The organism is Pseudomonas sp. MF08817, from assembly GCF_059862705.1.
This window is the reverse complement of sequence record NZ_JCBCUY010000005.1, coordinates 14,651-32,435: the sequence shown is the minus strand read 5'-3', so window position 1 is coordinate 32,435 and position 17,785 is coordinate 14,651. Positions and strand designations below refer to the sequence as shown.

The following is a 17,785-nucleotide window of genomic DNA, read 5'->3' as shown; positions in this document are numbered from 1 at the left end:
GCTCCCTTTGTAGCAAGTGGGCTCGCCCGCGCTGGGGTGCGCATGTACCCCACGGTTTTTTCGGCCGCTTTGCGCCCAAGCGAGCGAGCCCGCTGGCTACGACGGCCCGTCATAAACCCGCTGTTAATCTTGCGTTAACGAGCCCGTTTCAGACTCTTGATCGTTTTTCTCGATCATTTAAAGCCAAATTTTCCGCTTTAAGTCGATAGATAACGGGTTAACCTTGCCCGCAGTTCCCACAGGATTGGCAATCAATGCAGTTACGTAATTCTTCTTCCCGTTATGGCTGGGTCAGTATTTTCATGCACTGGGGTGTGGCGCTGGCGGTTTTCGGCCTGTTCGCCCTGGGCTTGTGGATGGTTGGCCTGGACTACTACAGCACGTGGCGCAAAGACGCGCCGGATTTGCACAAGAGCATTGGCCTGACGCTGTTCGCCGTCATGCTGCTGCGGGTGGTGTGGCGCTTTGTCAGCCCGCCACCGCCGACGTTGAGCAGCTATAGCCGCCTGACGCGGCTGGGTGCCAAGGTCGGCCATTCGTTCCTGTACCTGAGCCTGTTCGCCGTGATGATTGCCGGTTACCTGATTTCCACCGCAGACGGCGCGGGCATTGCGGTGTTTGGCCTGTTTGAAGTGCCGGCGCTGGTGTCTGGCTTGCCGGACCAGGCGGACGTGGCCGGTGTCGTGCATCTATATCTGGCCTGGGCGCTGGTGGTTTTCGCCGGTTTGCACGCCCTGGCTGCCCTCAAGCACCACTTTATCGATCGTGACGCGACCCTGGCTCGTATGCTGGGGCGCAAAGCCTGATGTTCAACCTGGACTCCAAAGGAATAGAAAATATGTTGAAGAAGACTCTCGCCGCTCTGGCAATCGGTACTGCACTGTTGTCGGCCGGTCAGGCGATGGCCGCCGACTACAAGATCGACAAGGAAGGCCAGCACGCCTTCATCGATTGGAAAATCAGCCACCTGGGCTATAGCTTCATCCACGGCACCTTCAAAGACTGGGACGGTTCGTTCTCTTGGGATGCGGCCAAGCCAGAAGCCAGCAAAATCGACGTCACCCTGAAAACCGCCAGCCTGTGGAGCAACCACGCCGAGCGTGACAAGCACATCGCCAGCAAAGACTTCCTCGATGTAAGCAAGTACCCAGAGGCCAAGTTCGTCTCCACCGCGGTGAAAACCACCGGCGAGAAAACCGCTGACGTGACTGGCGACCTGACCCTGCACGGCGTGACCAAGCCCGTGGTTATCAAGGCCACTTTCAACGGCGAAGGCAAAGACCCATGGGGCGGCCAGCGGGCCGGCTTCAACGGCAGCACCACCCTGAACCTGAACGATTTCGGCATCAAAGGCCCGGGCCCAAGTTCCCAGACCCTGGACCTGGATATCTCGCTGGAAGGCGTGCAAGTGAAGTAAGGCCCCGGCCTTGAAACGAAAAAGCCCCCGGTTGTGAGACCGGGGGCTTTTTTGTGCGGCTCAAATTCCACTGAGCGCCAGTGGAACCTGTGTGGGAGCGGGCATCAAGCAGGCACTTTGCCGATGCCTACAAAAACTCAGCGGTTGCGGGTCAGCAGCGCTGGTTTTTCGCCGCGTGGGCGGCCTGGTAGTTGATCCAATTGCTCTGGAGTCAGCGAGCGATCGCTTTTGGACTCCTTGTGGATGATTTTCGGTGCCGGGCCGCTGCGTGGGTTTTGTACGGCCGGTTCCGACAAGCGTGGCTGGTCGTCACGGGCCGGGCGGCGGTTGCGTGATTCCTCGCGGCGGGCCTGGCCGTCACGTGGGGCGCCGTTGCGCGGGCCGCTGCGTTTGGCGGGGGCGGTGCCGGTGGTGGTGCCGCTGCCATTGCGTGGGCTGCCGGGGCGTGCCGCGCCACCGCTGCGGGGGGCGGCAGCGCCGGTTGCGCTGCCCTGGGCCGGAGCACCCGGACGACGGCCGCGACCCTGGGCAGGTTTCTGCTGGGGCACGTAGTCGACGCGGTTGCCGAAGTTGTCGATGTCGTCGTCCAGGAACTCGTCCGGGGCGCGGTCGGCGGCCCGTGGTGGCTGGCTCGGCTGGCGCTGTTCGCGGGCCGGAGTGCCTTCACGGGGTTTTTGTTCGCGGGCCGGGCGTTCGCCACGGGCAGCGGCGGGTTTTTCCTTGCCGCCCTTGTCCTTGCCTTTGTCCTTGCGACCACCGCCGCCACCGCCGCCGTTCGGGCCATCGCCACGCGGGCCACGGGGGTTGCGCGGGTTACGAACGTCCGGGCGCTCGCGCACTTCCGGTTTTTCGGCTTCCACCGTGCTGGCGTCAAAACCCATCAGGTCGCCATCGGCGATTTTCTGCTTGGTCATGCGCTCGATGCTTTTGAGCAGCTTTTCTTCGTCCGGCGCGACCAGCGAGATCGCCTCGCCCGAGCGACCGGCGCGGCCGGTACGGCCGATGCGGTGCACGTAGTCTTCGTCAACGTTGGGCAGCTCGAAGTTGACCACGTGGGGCAACTGGTCGATGTCCAGGCCGCGAGCGGCGATATCGGTGGCCACCAGGATGCGCACTTCACCGGCCTTGAAGTCGGCCAGGGCTTTGGTGCGGGCGTTCTGGCTCTTGTTGCCGTGGATGGCGACGGCGCTCAGGCCGTGTTTGTCCAGGTACTCGGCCAAGCGGTTGGCGCCGTGCTTGGTGCGGGTGAAGACCAGGACCTGTTCCCAGGCGCCAGCAGTAATCAGGTGGGCCAGCAATGCACGCTTGTGGCTGGCGGGCAGGCGGAATACCCGTTGCTCGATGCGCTCGACCGTGGTGTTGGGCGGCGTGACTTCGATGCGCTCGGGGTTGTGCAGCAGCTTGCCGGCCAGGTCGGTGATGTCCTTGGAGAACGTCGCCGAGAACAGCAGGTTCTGGCGCTTGCTGGGCAGGCGCGCGAGAACTTTCTTCACGTCATGGACAAAGCCCATGTCGAGCATGCGGTCGGCTTCGTCCAGCACGAGGATTTCAACGTGGGACAAGTCAACGCTGCCCTGGCCGCACAGGTCGAGCAAACGACCGGGGCATGCCACCAGCACGTCAACACCGCGGGACATGGCCTGAACCTGCGGGTTCATGCCGACGCCGCCGAAGATGCAGGCGCTGACGAACTTGAGGTCGCGGGCATAGAGCTTGAAGCTCTCGTGCACCTGGGCGGCCAGTTCGCGGGTGGGGGTCAGGACCAGGACGCGCGGTTGGCGCGGGCCGTGACGCTGGGATTTGTCCGGGTGACCGTTGGGGAACAACCGCTCCAGGATCGGGAGGGCGAAACCGCCGGTTTTACCAGTACCTGTCTGTGCCGCAACCATGAGGTCGCGACCTTGCAACACGGCGGGAATGGCCCGCTGTTGCACCGGAGTAGGCTCGGTATAGCCCGCCGCTTCGATGGCACGGACTAAAGCCTCGGAGAGACCGAGGGAAGCAAAGGACATGAGTAATCCTGTTTTAGTTAGGGCTTGGCCCAGAGGGATAGTCTTGCCGGGTGCGAATCACGTTTAAGGGGACGAGATCCCGTCCGGTCCAGCTCGAACCTGGCGCCTCGTGCAGCGCTCGCGCGGGCTCTGTGGCTGCGCTGTAGCGGTGTTGGGAGGCGTGTTGCTAGGTCCGGTGTCCGGGCGTCAGCCTGGCGGAAAGGCCGCAGTATAACAGAGCAATCACTGCGCGCTGCTTTCCTGCTGCTCAACGGTGCCTGGCGCCCGTTGCAGGGGGATGCCCGGTTCGCTGGCCAGGATGTGCATGCTGGCGTATTTGGCGCTCAGTTCAGCGTAGGCCGGCTCTTGCTTGAAGCGCTTGAGCTCCGCGCCAAAGCGTTGCACCAGCAGGTCCATGCCGGCACTGCGGCGCACCGCGAGGAACTGGCTGTTGCTGCTCACAACCTTGGGTTGCTGGCTGATCTGGTCGTTGAGTTGCAGTTCGTTGACCACCAATTGCCCGACGCGGCGGTCGGTGATGAGCATGTCGATGCGCCCGCGCAGCAGTTTGCCGAAGTTGGCTTCGTGGCTGGGCGCCGGCTCGCGGGTGAACAGGTTGGAGGTGCTGAACTGCGTGCTGTACAGGTAGCCGGGCGAGGTGCCGATGGTCAGGCCGCGCAGGTCGTCGAGGCTGTCGAAACGGTGGGGGCGGGCGTTGGCATAGAACAGGACGAATTCCACTTCGGACAGTGGCTCGCTGGGGTATAGCAGGGTGAGTTCGCGTTCGGCGCTGTGGAAGATATCCAGGGCGCCGTCGGCCTGGCCCAGTTCCAGCATCGCCAGGCAGCGTTTCCAAGGCAGAAATTGCCACTCCACCTCGATCTCCAGGCGCTTGAACACGATGGCCGTGGTTTCGTAGTCCAGGCCAAGGGCCACGCCGTTTTCCTCGTACACGTAAGGCGCCCAGGGCTCGGTGACAATACGGATTTTCTCGCCCCGGGCGCTAAAGCTCAGGCAAGTGATGAGAAGGGCGACGAGTAACTGCGCAATCACGGGCATGCCTTGAGATTACGACGAGATATGGCAAAGAGCCAGAAAGCAGCTGCGAGCTGTAAGCGACAAGCTGCAAGAGCTTGCTGCTTACAGCTTGTAACTTGCAGCTGCCCTTACCGTGGCAGCTTGAGGTTGTTCCATACCGCCAGGCTCGGTTCGGCCTGGTTGAGGGTGTAGAAGTGCAGCCCTGGTGCGCCGCCTTGCAGCAGGCGTTCGCACATCTGGGTGATGACCTCTTCGCCGAAGGCCTGGATGCTCTTGACGTCATCGCCGTAGGCTTCCAGTTGCTTGCGCACCCAGCGTGGGATTTCTGCCCCGCAGGCGTCGGAGAAGCGCGCCAGCTTGCTGTAGTTGGTGATCGGCATGATGCCGGGCACGATCGGGATGTTCACGCCCATCGCCCGTACCCGCTCGACGAAGTAGAAGTAGCTGTCGGCGTTGAAGAAGTACTGAGTGATGGCACTGTCGGCGCCGGCGTTGGCCTTGCGCACGAAGTTGACGAGATCATCTTCGAAATTACGCGCTTGTGGGTGCATCTCCGGGTAAGCCGCCACTTCGATGTGGAAGTGATCGCCGCTTTCTTCGCGGATGAAGCTCACCAGGTCATTGGCGTAGCGCAACTCGCCGCTGGCGATGCCCATGCCTGACGGCAGGTCGCCGCGCAGGGCTACGATGCGCTTGATGCCCGCTTCCTGGTACTGGGCCAGCAGGCCACGCAGGTCGGCCTTGCTGTCGCCGACGCAGGACAGGTGCGGCGCAGCAGGGATTTTTACTTCACTTTCCAGCTGCAGCACGGTGTTGATCGTGCGGTCGCGGGTCGAACCCCCGGCACCGTAGGTGCAGGAGAAGAAGTCGGGGTTGTAGCCGGCCAGTTGACGGGCGGTGGCGAGCAGTTTTTCATGCCCGGCATCGGTCTTGGTCGGAAAGAACTCGAAGCTGTAGCGACGGTCTTGGGACATGTCGGAATCTCCAGCCAAAAGCTGCAAGCTTTAAGCGGCAAGAGGGCGGGGCGCCGGGTCTTGTGGCTTGAAGCTCACCGCTTGTAGCTGCTCAATGAGCGATGAAGTAGCAAGCCACAAGCCTCAAGCCACCAGTAAACGCATCGCCTTTACTTGCCGCTTGAAGCTTGCCGCTTGCCGCTGCTGTCAGTACCGGTAGGCGTGCGGCTTGAACGGGCCTTCGACCGTCACGCCGATGTAGTCGGCCTGGGTCTTGGTCAGTTGGGTCACGACGCCGCCGAAACCGCGGACCATTTCCAGGGCCACTTCTTCGTCGAGTTTTTTCGGCAGCACTTCAACGGTCAGGCGCTCGGCTTTCTGGGCCGGCGACAGGTCGGCGTATTTCTGGCCGAACAGGAAGATCTGCGCCAGTACCTGGTTGGCGAACGAGCCGTCCATGATGCGGCTCGGGTGGCCGGTGGCGTTGCCCAGGTTCACCAGGCGGCCTTCGGCCAGCAGGATCAGGTAGTCGTCGTTCTGCGCGTCGAAATCGCCAGGGCCGGTGCGGTGGATCTTGTGCACCTGCGGCTTCACTTCTTCCCACGCCCAGTTCTTACGCATGAAAGCGGTGTCGATTTCGTTGTCGAAGTGGCCGATGTTGCACACCACGGCGCGCTTTTTCAGGGCCTTGAGCATGTTGGAATCGCACACATTGACGTTGCCGGTGGTGGTCACGATCAGGTCGATCTTGCCCAGCAGCGCTTTGTCGATGCTCGCTTCAGTGCCGGTGTTGATCCCGTCGATGAACGGCGAAACCAGCTCGAAACCGTCCATGCAGGCTTGCATGGCGCAGATCGGGTCGACTTCCGAGACCTTGACGATCATGCCTTCCTGGCGCAGCGACTGGGCCGAGCCCTTGCCCACGTCGCCGTAGCCGATCACCAGGGCCTGCTTGCCGGACAGCAAGTGGTCGGTGCCGCGCTTGATGGCGTCGTTGAGGCTGTGACGGCAGCCGTACTTGTTGTCGTTCTTGCTCTTGGTCACCGAGTCGTTGACGTTGATGGCCGGGATTTTCAGCTCGCCCTTGGCCAGCATGTCCAGTAGGCGATGCACGCCGGTGGTGGTTTCTTCGGTCACGCCGTGGACGCGTTCGAGAACGGCCGGGTACTTCTTGTGCAGCAGCTCGGTGAGGTCACCGCCGTCGTCGAGGATCATGTTGGCGTCCCATGGCGCGCCATCCTTGAGGATGGTCTGCTCCAGGCACCATTCGTACTCTTGCTCGGTCTCGCCTTTCCAGGCGAACACCGGGATGCCGGCGGCGGCGATGGACGCGGCGGCCTGGTCCTGGGTGGAGAAGATGTTGCACGACGACCAGCGGACTTCGGCGCCCAGGGCAACCAGGGTCTCGATCAGCACGGCGGTCTGGATGGTCATGTGGATGCAGCCGAGGATCTTCGCGCCCTTGAGCGGTTGCTCGCCGGCGTATTTGCGGCGCAGGCCCATCAGGGCGGGCATTTCCGATTCGGCGATGATGGTTTCGCGACGGCCCCAGGCAGCCAGGGACATGTCGGCGACTTTGTAGTCGGTAAAATCTGCAGGCGTGTTGACAGCGCTCATGAAGAGCCTCCATTCGTTTTGAGTGCGAATGGGCGCCGTTGTGCGTTTAAGGCCGGGCCGGATCATCCTGGCCAGACAACGCCCCATCCGAGCCTGACAGGTAGAACCTGCTGCAGCGCCCCTCGGACAGGTGGCGGGAAACGGCGTTTGCCGTGTTTGAAGCGGTGGGGATTATAGCGGGGTTTGCGCGGCAAGTTGCAAGCTGCAAGCGGCAAGTAAGGGCAGGAGCGCTTTTAACTTGCAGCTTGGCGCTCAAAACTCGAAGCTGGGAGGGCAACACCCCCCCCGCAAATTGCCCACCCCCTCGGAGCCCCCCATGAATTTCCACACCCGCAAATGGGTCAAACCCGAAGACCTCAACCCCAACGGCACGCTGTTCGGCGGCAGCCTGCTGCGCTGGATCGACGAAGAAGCGGCGATCTACGCCATCGTTCAGTTGGGTAACCAGCGCGTGGTCACCAAGTACATTTCCGAGATCAACTTCGTCAGCGCCTCGCGCCAGGGTGACATCATCGAGTTGGGCATCACTGCCACCGAATTCGGCCGCACCTCCATCACCCTGACCTGTGAAGTGCGCAACAAGATCACCCGCAAAAGTATCCTCACCGTGGAAAAAATGGTCTTCGTTAACCTTGGTGAAGACGGCCTGCCCGCGCCCCACGGGCGCACCGAAATCAAATACGTGAAGGATCAGTTCAGCGCCGAAGGCATCGGCGAGTAACCGGCCACGCGATACCCCGCTACCACCGTTACCACCCCGTCGCCCGCCAGGCTTGGCGACGGGCTGACTGACCCATACCGCGTCCAGGGCCCGCACCTTTTACTAGGAGGCGATCATGGCCCTGACACCTAACGGCCCGTCCCACTACGTGCCCCTGGCGGCCCTGGCCGTGAAGATCCAGACGCTGTTCGCCGAGCGCTCGACCCTGGTCCAGGCTGTCGCCCGGGACCTGCGCCGCAGCCTGCTCGATAGCTACCCGAACCTGGACATCACCGACCAACTCCCCGTGCTGCTGACCCCGCGCTATCACTATGAGAACAAGGTCATCACGGCCCTACCGGCCGCCCACACGCCGCTGGTGGAGGTGTTGATCCAACGTTTCGTCGACGATAAACACGTCGATTTCGGTAATGGTGAGGTCATCACCGACGAGCCTGCCCGCCATCCGCCACGGGCCGGCGCCCTCAAGCCCTTCGACGCCGAAACCGCGATCAACGCCCGTGGCGCGCAGTTGCTACGCACCTGCCAGAGCGCCTTGATCGAGGATTGGACGAGCCTTTCGTACCAGGCTAAAAGCCGTTTCGAGGCCTTGGCGGGGCTGCTCAAGGACGGTTTCAGGGACGTGGCCGCACAAACCGCCACGCTGGATGTCGACCAGCAGCAGATGGTCAGTGACGTGGTGCAGGTGGCGGACAACAACCTGCGCCAATCCGGCGTGCGCGCCTACCTGGTCGACCAGTGGGGCGAGGAGGGCAGCCCCCATCTGGAGCTGCTGCGGGGCATGGTGCTGATCGCGCCCAAGGCTTCGGGCGAGCACGTGTTGCTGTTCACCCTGGGCGCGGGGGTCGAGGTGTTCGACTCCCGCGCAGCCTTGGGCGCGGCGCTGCCCAGGTGGTTGACGGGCCTGCGGCCGGGGAAAGCGATGCAATGGCGCCTGTACGAACCCGGAGCCAATATTTTCGACAGCTTTGCCCTGACCTTCCTGGCCAAGCAACTGGCCGACCTGGGGCAGCTGGCCAACTATGGCCGGCAGTTTCCCTTCTGGGGCAGTGCTGCGCTCAAGGGTGCGCATTCTTGGATCACAGGCGATTTCGACAGCCTGCAACTGGCCGATAACCACGACCTGCAACGTCTCTACAGTGCCTTACCGTCGTGGCTCAAGCAGGTCGACCGGGATTTGCGCAGCCTGTTCAGCCAACAGATGCGCCAAATGGCTGAACTGACCGCACGTGCGGGCTGGAAGTTTTTCAACGAGGGCGTGCCGACGATTCTCGATTTCACCCGTGAACGCTTGGTCGCGCAGTATCCCCAGGCCAGTGACGTCAAGCCCGATGACGTGCAGCTCACCATCCACACGGTGCGCGGCGCGTCGGCGGCGGGCGGCTTCCCGGTGAAGGTCATCACCACGCTGCTCGAAGTCGCCCTGGAGAACCTCGCGGCGCTGCCGGGCGATGCCATCAGCGTGCAGTTGCGCGACGGCAGCCCGCCGCCGGCATGGATGAACGCCCAGGCAATCAAAAAACTGGTGACCGACGCCGACATCGGCCGCACCTACCCGGAGCTGGTCAGCGCCAAGCTGCGCGACGATCAAGCCGAGGTAGCCTGGCGTAGCCAGCACTTTGCCGAGCAGTTGCGCATCGAGTTGCCCATGGTCGCCCTCCAAGCCCTGTGTCGCGGCCATGGCGGGGTGACGCGCAAGGGCTACGACTGCGTGGCGGCGGTGGTCAGGGAGACGCCGGAACAGCGTTATGTCGGCGACCAGGCCATCGTGCTGCGCCCGCTTGGCTTTCGCACGGGCGCCGATGTCAGCCCGGACAACGTGCTGAACATGTTCGTGATCGGCCCCAAGGACTTCGAGCAAGGCCCGCACCTGCTCTACCGGCCCATGAGCGAGGAGAAACTGCTGGAGTTCAGCTCGCACGAGGCGCTGTTCGAGGCCATAAAGCAACCGGGAACGTTGCAGCAGCAGGTGCTGGCTTGGATGAGCCGCGAAGCGCGCACGGTGTACCAGGGGGAAGGGTTCAACGTGCCGCACTTCAAGAGCATCGATGGCCTGGCGATGCTGTTCGACGCCATGTTCAGCAAGCCGGCGCTACTGAGCCGCGATGAGGTCTCGGGCGACTACCTCGCTCACCTCTACCACAGCCAGGTACGCGCCACCCTGGAGCTGGCGGACCGCCAATCGGTGTCCAACAGCGAGAACCTCTGGGCGCGACGCCTGGAGGGCTTGGCCCTGGGCTTGAACAGCGTGCTGTCGTTCGTCACTGGCCCCGCCGCCGTGGTGGGCTGGATGCTGGTGGCCTGGGATGTGCAAGGGCAGATCAACGCCGCCCACAACAACCCGACGCAGGACAAGAGCGCGGTGATGGCCGGGTTCTTCTTGAACATGGCGCTGGTGTTGATGCACTACTCCCGCACCGAAATCAGCAGCGCACGCCTGGAACGCGTGAAGGTAGACGAGGCGTTGACCGTGCCCGCTGCCGAAGAAGCCGCCGTGGCGCTCAAACCATTGCCTGAGGCCCGAGCCCAGAACGCCAGCCTCACGGCCACGGTGCCGATCGATTATGGCTTCGTGTTCACCTCCACCCGGTTGACCCCGGCCCAGGAGGCAGACCTCAAAAGCTTTGCCGTGCCCGCGCCGCAAGGCGCCCAACGGCTCAGCGCGGGCACGCTGGCCGGGCTCTATCAGAACGCCACTGGCCTGTACGCGAACCTGGCCGATGGCTGGTTCCCGGTCACGAGGCAGCCCGACGGGGTGCGCGTGCAAGCAACCGACGCTCGCCCAGGGCCGTGGCTCAAGCCCCAGGGCAACGGCCAGTGGGTGCTGGACCTGCGCCTGCGCCTGGCCGGCGGCAGCCTGGGCCTGCAAGGGCAGGTGAGCCAGGCCCAGATCACGCTCAAGGAGCGTTTCACCAGCCTGTACCGGGCCTTCGAGGCTCGCGAGCACCTGGAGGCGGGTTTGGTCGCCAGGGTCCTGGCGGAAAACGGCTTTGACAATCGCCTCAAACGCATCGAGATCGAGCAGGCCAAGGCGCTGGTGCAGGGCGAACAGTCGCGCGAACTGCTGGACCTCTTGGAACAGCGGCGGCGCTTCGAGGTAGTGCGCCACTATGCCAAGACCCGCAGCGCGCTGATGGCTGGGCGGGTGGACTGCCTGCGCGTCCAGGTGCGCCTGCTGGAGCAAAAACGCCATTTGATCTGCGAGCGTTTGGCGGGGGCGCCCAGCCACAGCTATTTCCTCAACCTGGGGGAGGTGGCCAAGCGCAACCCCTCGCTGGAATTTCGCACCACCCTGGGCCAAATCGTCGCCCTGCATGACGAGGCGATAACCCTTTGCCGGGAAGAGCAGCAAACCTTCGCCCTGATGCTCAAGGAGGCGGTGGCGGGCGATGTCAATGTGGCGCGCCTGGACACGCCCGAGTTCAAGGGCAAGGCCGCGATCGCGCGCTGGCAGGAAGCGTCCCTGCGCCCGCGGGTGCTGCTGTGCCTCAAGACCCAGGTCGCGCCCCATCAGCGCGAAGGCCTGGCCCTGCTGACCCAGGCCAACCTGTATTGCCGGATGAAACTGGCCACGTACCGCGAGCTGTTCGACGCCCCGGCCCTGGGCCTGGAAACCCGCGCCCGGGTATTGAACGACGTGATTGATGCCCTGGCCTGGGAACATGTGCGCTTGCACAGGCTGGAGGGCGAACTCAACGGTTTTGTCGATCAACCGGCCTTGAGTGAATACCGCGCTTTCCTCTTGGGCGTGCGCCAGGACATCGTTGGCGAAACCCTGGAGCATTACGCCCGAGCGGCCACCGCGCCGGCATCGGCCATGCAGAGTGATGAGGTGGGCGAGCACCGGTTGCTGATCCGCCATGAACGCCTGGGCTTGCTGATAGCCGTCAAGGGGGAGCGCATCGCATCCAGCAGCAGTAGCAGTAGCAGCACCGCCAGCGAGCCGGAAAACGGCAACGAGCCGGGCACGGGCCGTGAGGGTGTCGCGGAGCTGGAGGGTCACGACGGCTCGCTCACGTTTTCGCTGGATGGCTTTGTGCAGTTCATCGACCCCTATACCGGTGCGGCTTACGCCGGGTTGAGAAAAACGATCTCTGAACAAAACATCCATTGGGACTTGGTGGCCCCGACGGTGGAGCGCCCCAGCCAAGCCCTGATGCGCTACATGAATGCCTTGCGCGTGCTGCGCCGCGGCGAGGCGCGTCTGGCCGACCTGGCGAATCTGGAGAGCAACCCATTGGTCTCGGTGCAGTTGCTACAGGCCGAGGCAGAAATCATGGCCGATGAACTGCGGATTTTTTACCAACTGTTCGAGGACCGCGATGTGCTGGACGTCAGCCTGATGAACCAGATGGATGGTGTGGCACGGCAGTTGAGCGACAAGAGCCGCGAAGTGGCGCAGCGCATGATTCTGGCCCGCGACCCGACCCCTGCCGGGGTGCGCCAATTGCTGAACGAGGGCGTAGTGGAAATCAAGGAAGTGCTGGCCACCGGGCGCGAGCCGGGCGCCGGCACGCCGCCGCTGTTTCGCAGCTTCTACATCAGTAAGGTGCCGGCGGTGGGTGCGCCGCCCACGGCGGTGGAGATTCTCTGGTTCGCCCATTTTCACTATGCCCCTCAGCGCACCGACAGCCGGGGCCTGGGCTTTACCCGGGCGCATCTGAAGCGCTACGTACGCCACTCCGAAACCTTCGACCAGCAAATCCGTAACGCCCGAAACGACGAGCAAGTGCTCAACGTGCTGCGCACCACCCTCGACCATGAGGCGGCGCAGGGGTTGTTCTTCCCCCAGGAGACTTTGCCCTGATTGCACGGCACCACCGAACAGCCTGCGGCGCGGGAGGTCGTACCTGTACGCCCCCCTTCGCCCCAGGAATACCATGGCCACGCCAAACGACGGCAAGACCCCCAATCTGTCGGCCCGCGAGCAGCACGAAGTCGACAAAAACCAGCCGCCCCGCGCGGCGGTGTTGCACGAAATCATCCGCGCCCAGGGCGAGCAGGAGCTGGAGCGCAGCATCGCCGCGCTTTGGTGGTCGGCGCTGGCGGCGGGGTTGACCATGGGCCTGTCGCTGATGGCGATGGGCTTGCTCAACTCGCGCCTGCCTGACGGCGAGGGCTTCAAGGTGATCGCCAGTTTCGGCTATTGCGCGGGGTTTCTCGCGGTGATCCTGGCGCGCCAGCAACTGTTCACCGAAAACACCCTGACTGCCGTGCTGCCGGTGATGACCAAGCCGTCGCTGAACAACTTCGCCCGCCTGATCCGCCTGTGGAGCGTGGTGCTGGTGGGCAACCTGTGCGGCACCTTGCTGGTGGCCTACGTGATGCTGCACTTGCCGATCTTCGACAGCAAAACCGACCTGGCCTTCCTGGAAATCGGGCGCAAGGTCATGGAAAACCACACCGGCCAGATGTTCGCCAAGGGCATTATTTCCGGGTGGATGATCGCCACTATGGTGTGGATGATCCCGTCCATGGAGAGCGCCAAGATGTGGATCATCATCCTCATCACCTACCTGATGGCCCTGGGGGATTTCACCCACATCGTCGTCGGCTCGGCGGAGGTGTCGTACCTGGTGTTCGCCGGGGAACTGGGCTGGAAGGACTTCTGGCTGGGCTTCGCCGGGCCGACGCTGGCGGGCAACATCATTGGCGGCAGCTTCATCTTTGCCTTGCTCAGCCATGCGCAAATCCGCAGCGAAGCCACCGTGCCCAAGGCGTAGGTAGTTGAGGGGAAATGGTTTTTTTTCGGTGATGGGTAAATGATGGCCAGTTTCATGCTGTATATTGCGAACGTTTCCCATTTAGAGAAGACGGACCTTTATGCAGTTTTCAGCTTTTTCCCCGGCGCGCCTTTTCGCCGCGTTGGTCGTCCTGGCCCTGAGCCTGGGCACGGCCCACGCCCGCGATGACGGCACCGACCGCTCGGTGACCATCGAGAAAGAAACCCAGAGCAACGTGATTAATGCCGACGGCAGCTTTGTGGTCAGCGCCGAAACCGTACTGCTCATCAACGAAGAGCGAGCGATCAAGGAACAGGCGCAACGGTCGCTGAGCTACAACCGCACCCTGGAAACCCTCGACGTGGTGCAGGCGTACACGCAAAAACCCGACGGGCGCAAAGTGCCGGTGCTGGCCGAGCAGATCAAGGAGCAGCAGGAGCAGGCTTCTTCCGGCGCGCCGATGTTCCAGGACACCCGGGTCAAAGTGGTGATCTTCCCCGAAGTGGCGGTGGGCGATCGCCTGGTGTTGCAGTACAAGAAAAACCGCACCACGGCACTGTTCCCGGGCCAGTTTGAAGACCTGTCGTTCCCAGCCTTCCACCCCACCCAAGCGTTCAGCCTGATCTACGACCTGCCGGCGGATATGCCGCTGCACGCCGATGCCCGCGGCTTTACCGCGTCCACGCCTGCGGCGGCGCCGGGGCGCAAGGTCTATCGCTGGGACTATGTGCCCGCCGACAAGGCGCGCATCGAGCAGGGCGCGGTGTCGTACCTCGACTACGGCCAGTTCCTGGCGGTATCCACCTTCAGTGACTTCGCCGCGTTCGCCAAGGCCTACGACGCGCGGGCCAAGGTCGAGCAGACCGCCGAGATCCGCGAACTGGCCGCCTCCCTCACCGCCAAGCTGGATAGCCCCCGCGCCAAGGCCCTGGCCCTGAGCGACTGGGTGCGCAAGAACATCCGCTACGTTGCCGTGTACATGGGCGCTGGCGGTGTGGTGCCGCATTCGGCCAAGACCATCCTGGCCAATCGCTATGGCGACTGCAAAGACCACGTCGCTTTGCTCGAAGCCTTGCTGGCCGCGGCCGGTATCGACAGTACGCCGGCCCTGGTCAACCTGGGCAACGCCTACACCTTGGCCAAGGTGCCGACCCTGGGCGTGCTCAACCACGCCATCACCTACGTGCCGAGCCTGGACCTGTACCTGGACTCCACCGCCGAAGGCATCTCGGCAGGCTTTTTGCCGGCGCCGGTGCTGGACAAAACCGTGGTGCTGAGCAAAAGCGGCACCCTGGGCCACACCCCCGCGACCCAGGATGGCCTGGTGCAAAACACCACGGTGTTCAAGGTTACGTCCACGGGGGCGGCGGATTTCACCCACGCCTCCAACGTCAATGGCTGGGCGGCGGAACTGAACCGTTTTGGCATCAAGTCGATGAAACCGGCTGACCGCGACCTGCTGATCCAGCAAATCCTCGCCTCCTACGGCCAAAGCGCCAGCGGCAAGCTCGACGCCGGCAACCTCGAAGGCACCGCCAACAGCTACGAAATCAAGATGGCCGGGCGCACCGAAAACCTGGTCACCCTGCCCGGGCCCATCGGCGTGCCGACCCTGAGCAGCTTTGCCGGCGGCATCGCGCAGAACGTGTTTGGTTTCATCATGGAACCCGAGCGTACCCAGGCTTTCGGTTGCATTGGCGGGGTGACCGAGGAGCAGGCGCGTTTTGAGTTCCCCAAGGAAGTCAGCGTCCTCGCCGCGCCAAAACCGGTGAGCCTGCGCACCGCCAGTTTCGACTACAGCGCCACCTACACCCGTGAGGCCAACGCCGTGGTGGTCAAGCGCCGCTTCGCCTTCACCCACCCCAGTGCGGTGTGCAGCGCCGAGGACTTCAAAGCCATGAAGCCGACGGTGGACGCGATGGTCAACGACCTCAAGAGCCAGATCATCGTCCAGACGCTGTAGGGCGATTTGCTGGTTGAGGTAGGCCTGCGAACAGCCCTTGTGGGAGCGAGCCTGCTCGCGATAGCGCCGTGTCAGTCACCCGATATCGACGGGCAGGCTCGTTCCCACAGAAGGTTTTGGCTCGGCAGTCAGCCGGCCGCCGCCACCCGCTCGGCGCCGCGCTGGCGGTAGATAAAGTACAACGCCGCCAGCACGGTCAAGCCGCTGACCAGGGCGCCGGTCCACGGCAGGTCGGCCAGGTCGGCGCCGCTGGCCACCACCAGGCCGCCAATCCAGGCACCCGCCGCATTGCCCAGGTTGAAGGCGCTTTGGTTCAGGGTCGAGCCCAGGTTTGGGGCTTCGTGGGCCTGGTCGATGATGAGCAGTTGCAGGATCGGGCACAGGGCGAAGGCAAAAATCCCCCACAGCACCAGGGTGATGGCCGCCGGGATCAGCGATTGGCTGGTCTGGGTGAAGGCCGCCAATACCAGCACCACCGCCAGCGCCATGCCCACCAGAGACGGCAGCAAGCGGCTGTCGGCCAGGCGCCCGCCGAGCATGCTGCCCGCCGTCAGGCCGACGCCGAACAACAGCAGCATGACGGTCACGCCGTGGGGGCTGACGCCGGTGATGTCTTGCAGGATCGGCGCGATGTAGGTGAACACGCTGAACAGGCTGGTGGACGCCAGCACGCTCATGCCCAACGCCAGCAGCACGTTGACCTTGCCCAGCACCTTGAACTCAGTGGCCAGGTTGGCTTTGTCCAGAGTGATGGCACGGGGTAGCCAGCGCCATTGGGCGAGGGCGGCGATCACGCCGATTACCGCCACCGCCCAAAACGTCGAGCGCCACCCGGCGTACTGGCCCAGCGCCGTGCCCAGCGGCACGCCGAGCACATTGGCCAGGGTCAGGCCAGTGAACATCAGGGCAATCGCCTGGGCTCGCTTGTTCGGCGCCACCAGGCCTGCGGCCACCACCGAGCCAATGCCGAAAAACGCCCCGTGGCACAGCGCCGTGACCACCCGCGCGGCCATCAGCGTGGCGTAGTTCGGCGCCAGGGCGCAGAGGATATTGCCCAGGATGAACATCAGGGTCATGCCCAGGAGCGTGGCTTTGCGCGGCATGTTGGCGGTGCCGATGGCCAGGATCGGCGCGCCGAACACCACGCCCAGGGCGTAGCCGGTAATCAGCAGGCCCGCATCGGGGATGCTCACCCCCAGGTCGCGGGCGACGTCGGGCAGCAGGCCCATGATGACGAATTCAGTCGTACCGATGCCGAAAGCGGCAACGGCCAGTGCAAGCAAAGCAAGTGGCATGCGCAAGGTCTCTGTCTGTAGTCTTGACGCTTTAATCAGGCATACGCCGGCCAGCTCCGGTTCGCGCGGGGCGCGGCGGTGGCGGGCCTTTATTGGAATGGGTGTGTGCGCAACTGAGTGGGGCGTGGCGGTGGCCAGTATAAACAGGGCTGCTGAAACGTGGTGAAACGATTCTGCAAAACCGGACAAGGAGCACACCGTGCTGGCAACCACCCTGGTATTGGTCGCCGCGCTGCTGCATGCAGCCTGGAACACCCTGATTAAATTCAGCGCCGAACGCTTGCTGGTGATCGCCTGCATGGACAGCGTGGCTATGCTGTTCGTGGCGCTTATGTTCGCCTTCGGCGCCGTGGACTGGCCGCCGGCCGAACTGTGGCCGTGGATCTTCGCCTCGGCGGCCCTTGAGCTGCTGTATCGCTATTTGCTGATCCAGGCCTACCGCGTCGGCGACCTGGGGCTGGTCTACCCGCTGATGCGCGGTTTGTCGCCCCTGGTGGTGCTGGCCCTGACCCTGTTCTTTGCTGGCGAAGTGCTGACAACCCAGCAGATCATCGGCATCCTCCTGATCCCCCTCGGCATGCTCTGCCTGCTGTGGCAGGGCGGTGGCGGGGAGCGCTTGCCCTGGTCGATGCTGCCGGTGGTGGCGCTGATCGGCCTGTGCATCGGTGGCTACACCTACATCGACGGCCAGGCGTTGCGCCGCTGGTCCCACCCGCTCGATTACCTGGTGTGGGTGACACTGCTCAGTGCCTGGCCCTATCCGGTGCTGGCGCTGGTGGCCAAGCGGGCGGCGTTCACCCTGTTTTGGCGCGAGCAATGGCGGCTGGGTTTGAGCGTGGGGTTCTGCGTGCTGTTGAGCTATGCCCTGGTGTTGTGGGCGATGCAGCTAGGCTCGATTGCCGAGGCGGCGGCGCTGAGGGAAATCAGTGTGATTCTGGTGGTGCTGTTCGGTATGCGCTACCTCAAAGAACCTTTCGGCCGGCCGCGGCTCTTAGCGTGTGGGCTGGTGTTGATTGGCCTGTTGGTGATGAAGCTCTAAACCGGATCTAAACAAAAACTAAACAAGG

At 63.5% G+C, this 17,785-nt stretch carries 12 protein-coding genes and 1 riboswitch; of the genes, 7 read left to right on the top strand and 5 right to left on the bottom strand.

From position 1 onward, the window contains the following. Positions 1-254 precede the first annotated feature (254 nt). Together AC19YR_RS04535 and AC19YR_RS04530 are read left to right on the top strand one after the other, a co-directional pair. Positions 255-806, top strand: a complete 552-nt coding sequence (locus AC19YR_RS04535) for a cytochrome b (RefSeq protein WP_095109070.1) — start codon at positions 255-257, stop codon at positions 804-806. A gap of 32 nt (positions 807-838) precedes the next feature. Continuing rightward, entirely contained in the window at positions 839-1,417 is a 579-nt protein-coding gene (locus AC19YR_RS04530; protein ID WP_095109069.1) for a YceI family protein, read from the top strand. A gap of 137 nt (positions 1,418-1,554) precedes the next feature. Here AC19YR_RS04530 and rhlE2 read toward each other — a convergent pair whose 3' ends face one another. The 4 genes from rhlE2 to ahcY all read right to left on the bottom strand — a co-directional run bounded on the left by rhlE2 (position 1,555) and on the right by ahcY (position 7,016). Next, positions 1,555-3,429, bottom strand: a complete 1,875-nt coding sequence (rhlE2, locus tag AC19YR_RS04525) for an RNA helicase RhlE2 (protein WP_095109068.1) — start codon at positions 3,427-3,429, stop codon at positions 1,555-1,557. Positions 3,430-3,651: 222 nt separating this feature from the next. Beyond that, on the bottom strand, positions 3,652-4,467 hold the full coding sequence (locus AC19YR_RS04520) for a substrate-binding periplasmic protein (protein WP_095109067.1): 816 nt from the start codon (positions 4,465-4,467) through the stop codon (positions 3,652-3,654). A gap of 107 nt (positions 4,468-4,574) precedes the next feature. After that, positions 4,575-5,420: a methylenetetrahydrofolate reductase [NAD(P)H] gene (gene metF / locus AC19YR_RS04515; RefSeq protein WP_095109066.1), complete on the bottom strand. Its 846-nt coding sequence runs from the start codon at positions 5,418-5,420 to the stop codon at positions 4,575-4,577. Between the two features lie 186 nt (positions 5,421-5,606). Next, on the bottom strand, positions 5,607-7,016 hold the full coding sequence (gene ahcY, locus AC19YR_RS04510; RefSeq protein ID WP_095109065.1) for an adenosylhomocysteinase: 1,410 nt from the start codon (positions 7,014-7,016) through the stop codon (positions 5,607-5,609). 23 nt (positions 7,017-7,039) lie between these two features. After that, positions 7,040-7,146: riboswitch (S-adenosyl-L-homocysteine riboswitch) on the bottom strand. Positions 7,147-7,332: 186 nt separating this feature from the next. On the opposite strand from ahcY, the gene AC19YR_RS04505 reads away from it, so the two are divergent. From AC19YR_RS04505 to AC19YR_RS04490, 4 genes are all read left to right on the top strand, one after another. Further along, positions 7,333-7,737, top strand: coding sequence for an acyl-CoA thioesterase (locus tag AC19YR_RS04505; RefSeq protein ID WP_095109064.1), 405 nt, complete (start codon positions 7,333-7,335; stop codon positions 7,735-7,737). A 115-nt stretch (positions 7,738-7,852) separates the two neighbouring features. Further along, positions 7,853-12,544: a dermonecrotic toxin domain-containing protein gene (locus tag AC19YR_RS04500; protein ID WP_500597345.1), complete on the top strand. Its 4,692-nt coding sequence runs from the start codon at positions 7,853-7,855 to the stop codon at positions 12,542-12,544. 73 nt (positions 12,545-12,617) lie between these two features. Beyond that, positions 12,618-13,460 carry a formate/nitrite transporter family protein gene (locus AC19YR_RS04495; protein WP_095109062.1) on the top strand — a complete coding sequence of 281 codons (843 nt, stop codon included), beginning with the start codon at positions 12,618-12,620 and terminating at the stop codon, positions 13,458-13,460. Positions 13,461-13,560: 100 nt separating this feature from the next. After that, the gene (locus tag AC19YR_RS04490; protein ID WP_095109061.1) at positions 13,561-15,423 is read left to right on the top strand and encodes a DUF3857 domain-containing transglutaminase family protein; all 1,863 of its coding nucleotides are present in this window, start codon (positions 13,561-13,563) and stop codon (positions 15,421-15,423) included. A gap of 128 nt (positions 15,424-15,551) precedes the next feature. On the opposite strand, the gene AC19YR_RS04485 is transcribed toward AC19YR_RS04490, so the two are convergent. Continuing rightward, complete coding sequence (locus tag AC19YR_RS04485; RefSeq protein ID WP_095109060.1) at positions 15,552-16,718, bottom strand: MFS transporter; 1,167 nt, start codon at positions 16,716-16,718, stop codon at positions 15,552-15,554. Between the two features lie 199 nt (positions 16,719-16,917). On the opposite strand from AC19YR_RS04485, the gene AC19YR_RS04480 reads away from it, so the two are divergent. After that, complete coding sequence (locus AC19YR_RS04480) at positions 16,918-17,757, top strand: EamA family transporter (protein ID WP_095109059.1); 840 nt, start codon at positions 16,918-16,920, stop codon at positions 17,755-17,757. The last annotated feature ends 28 nt before the right edge of the window (positions 17,758-17,785 follow it).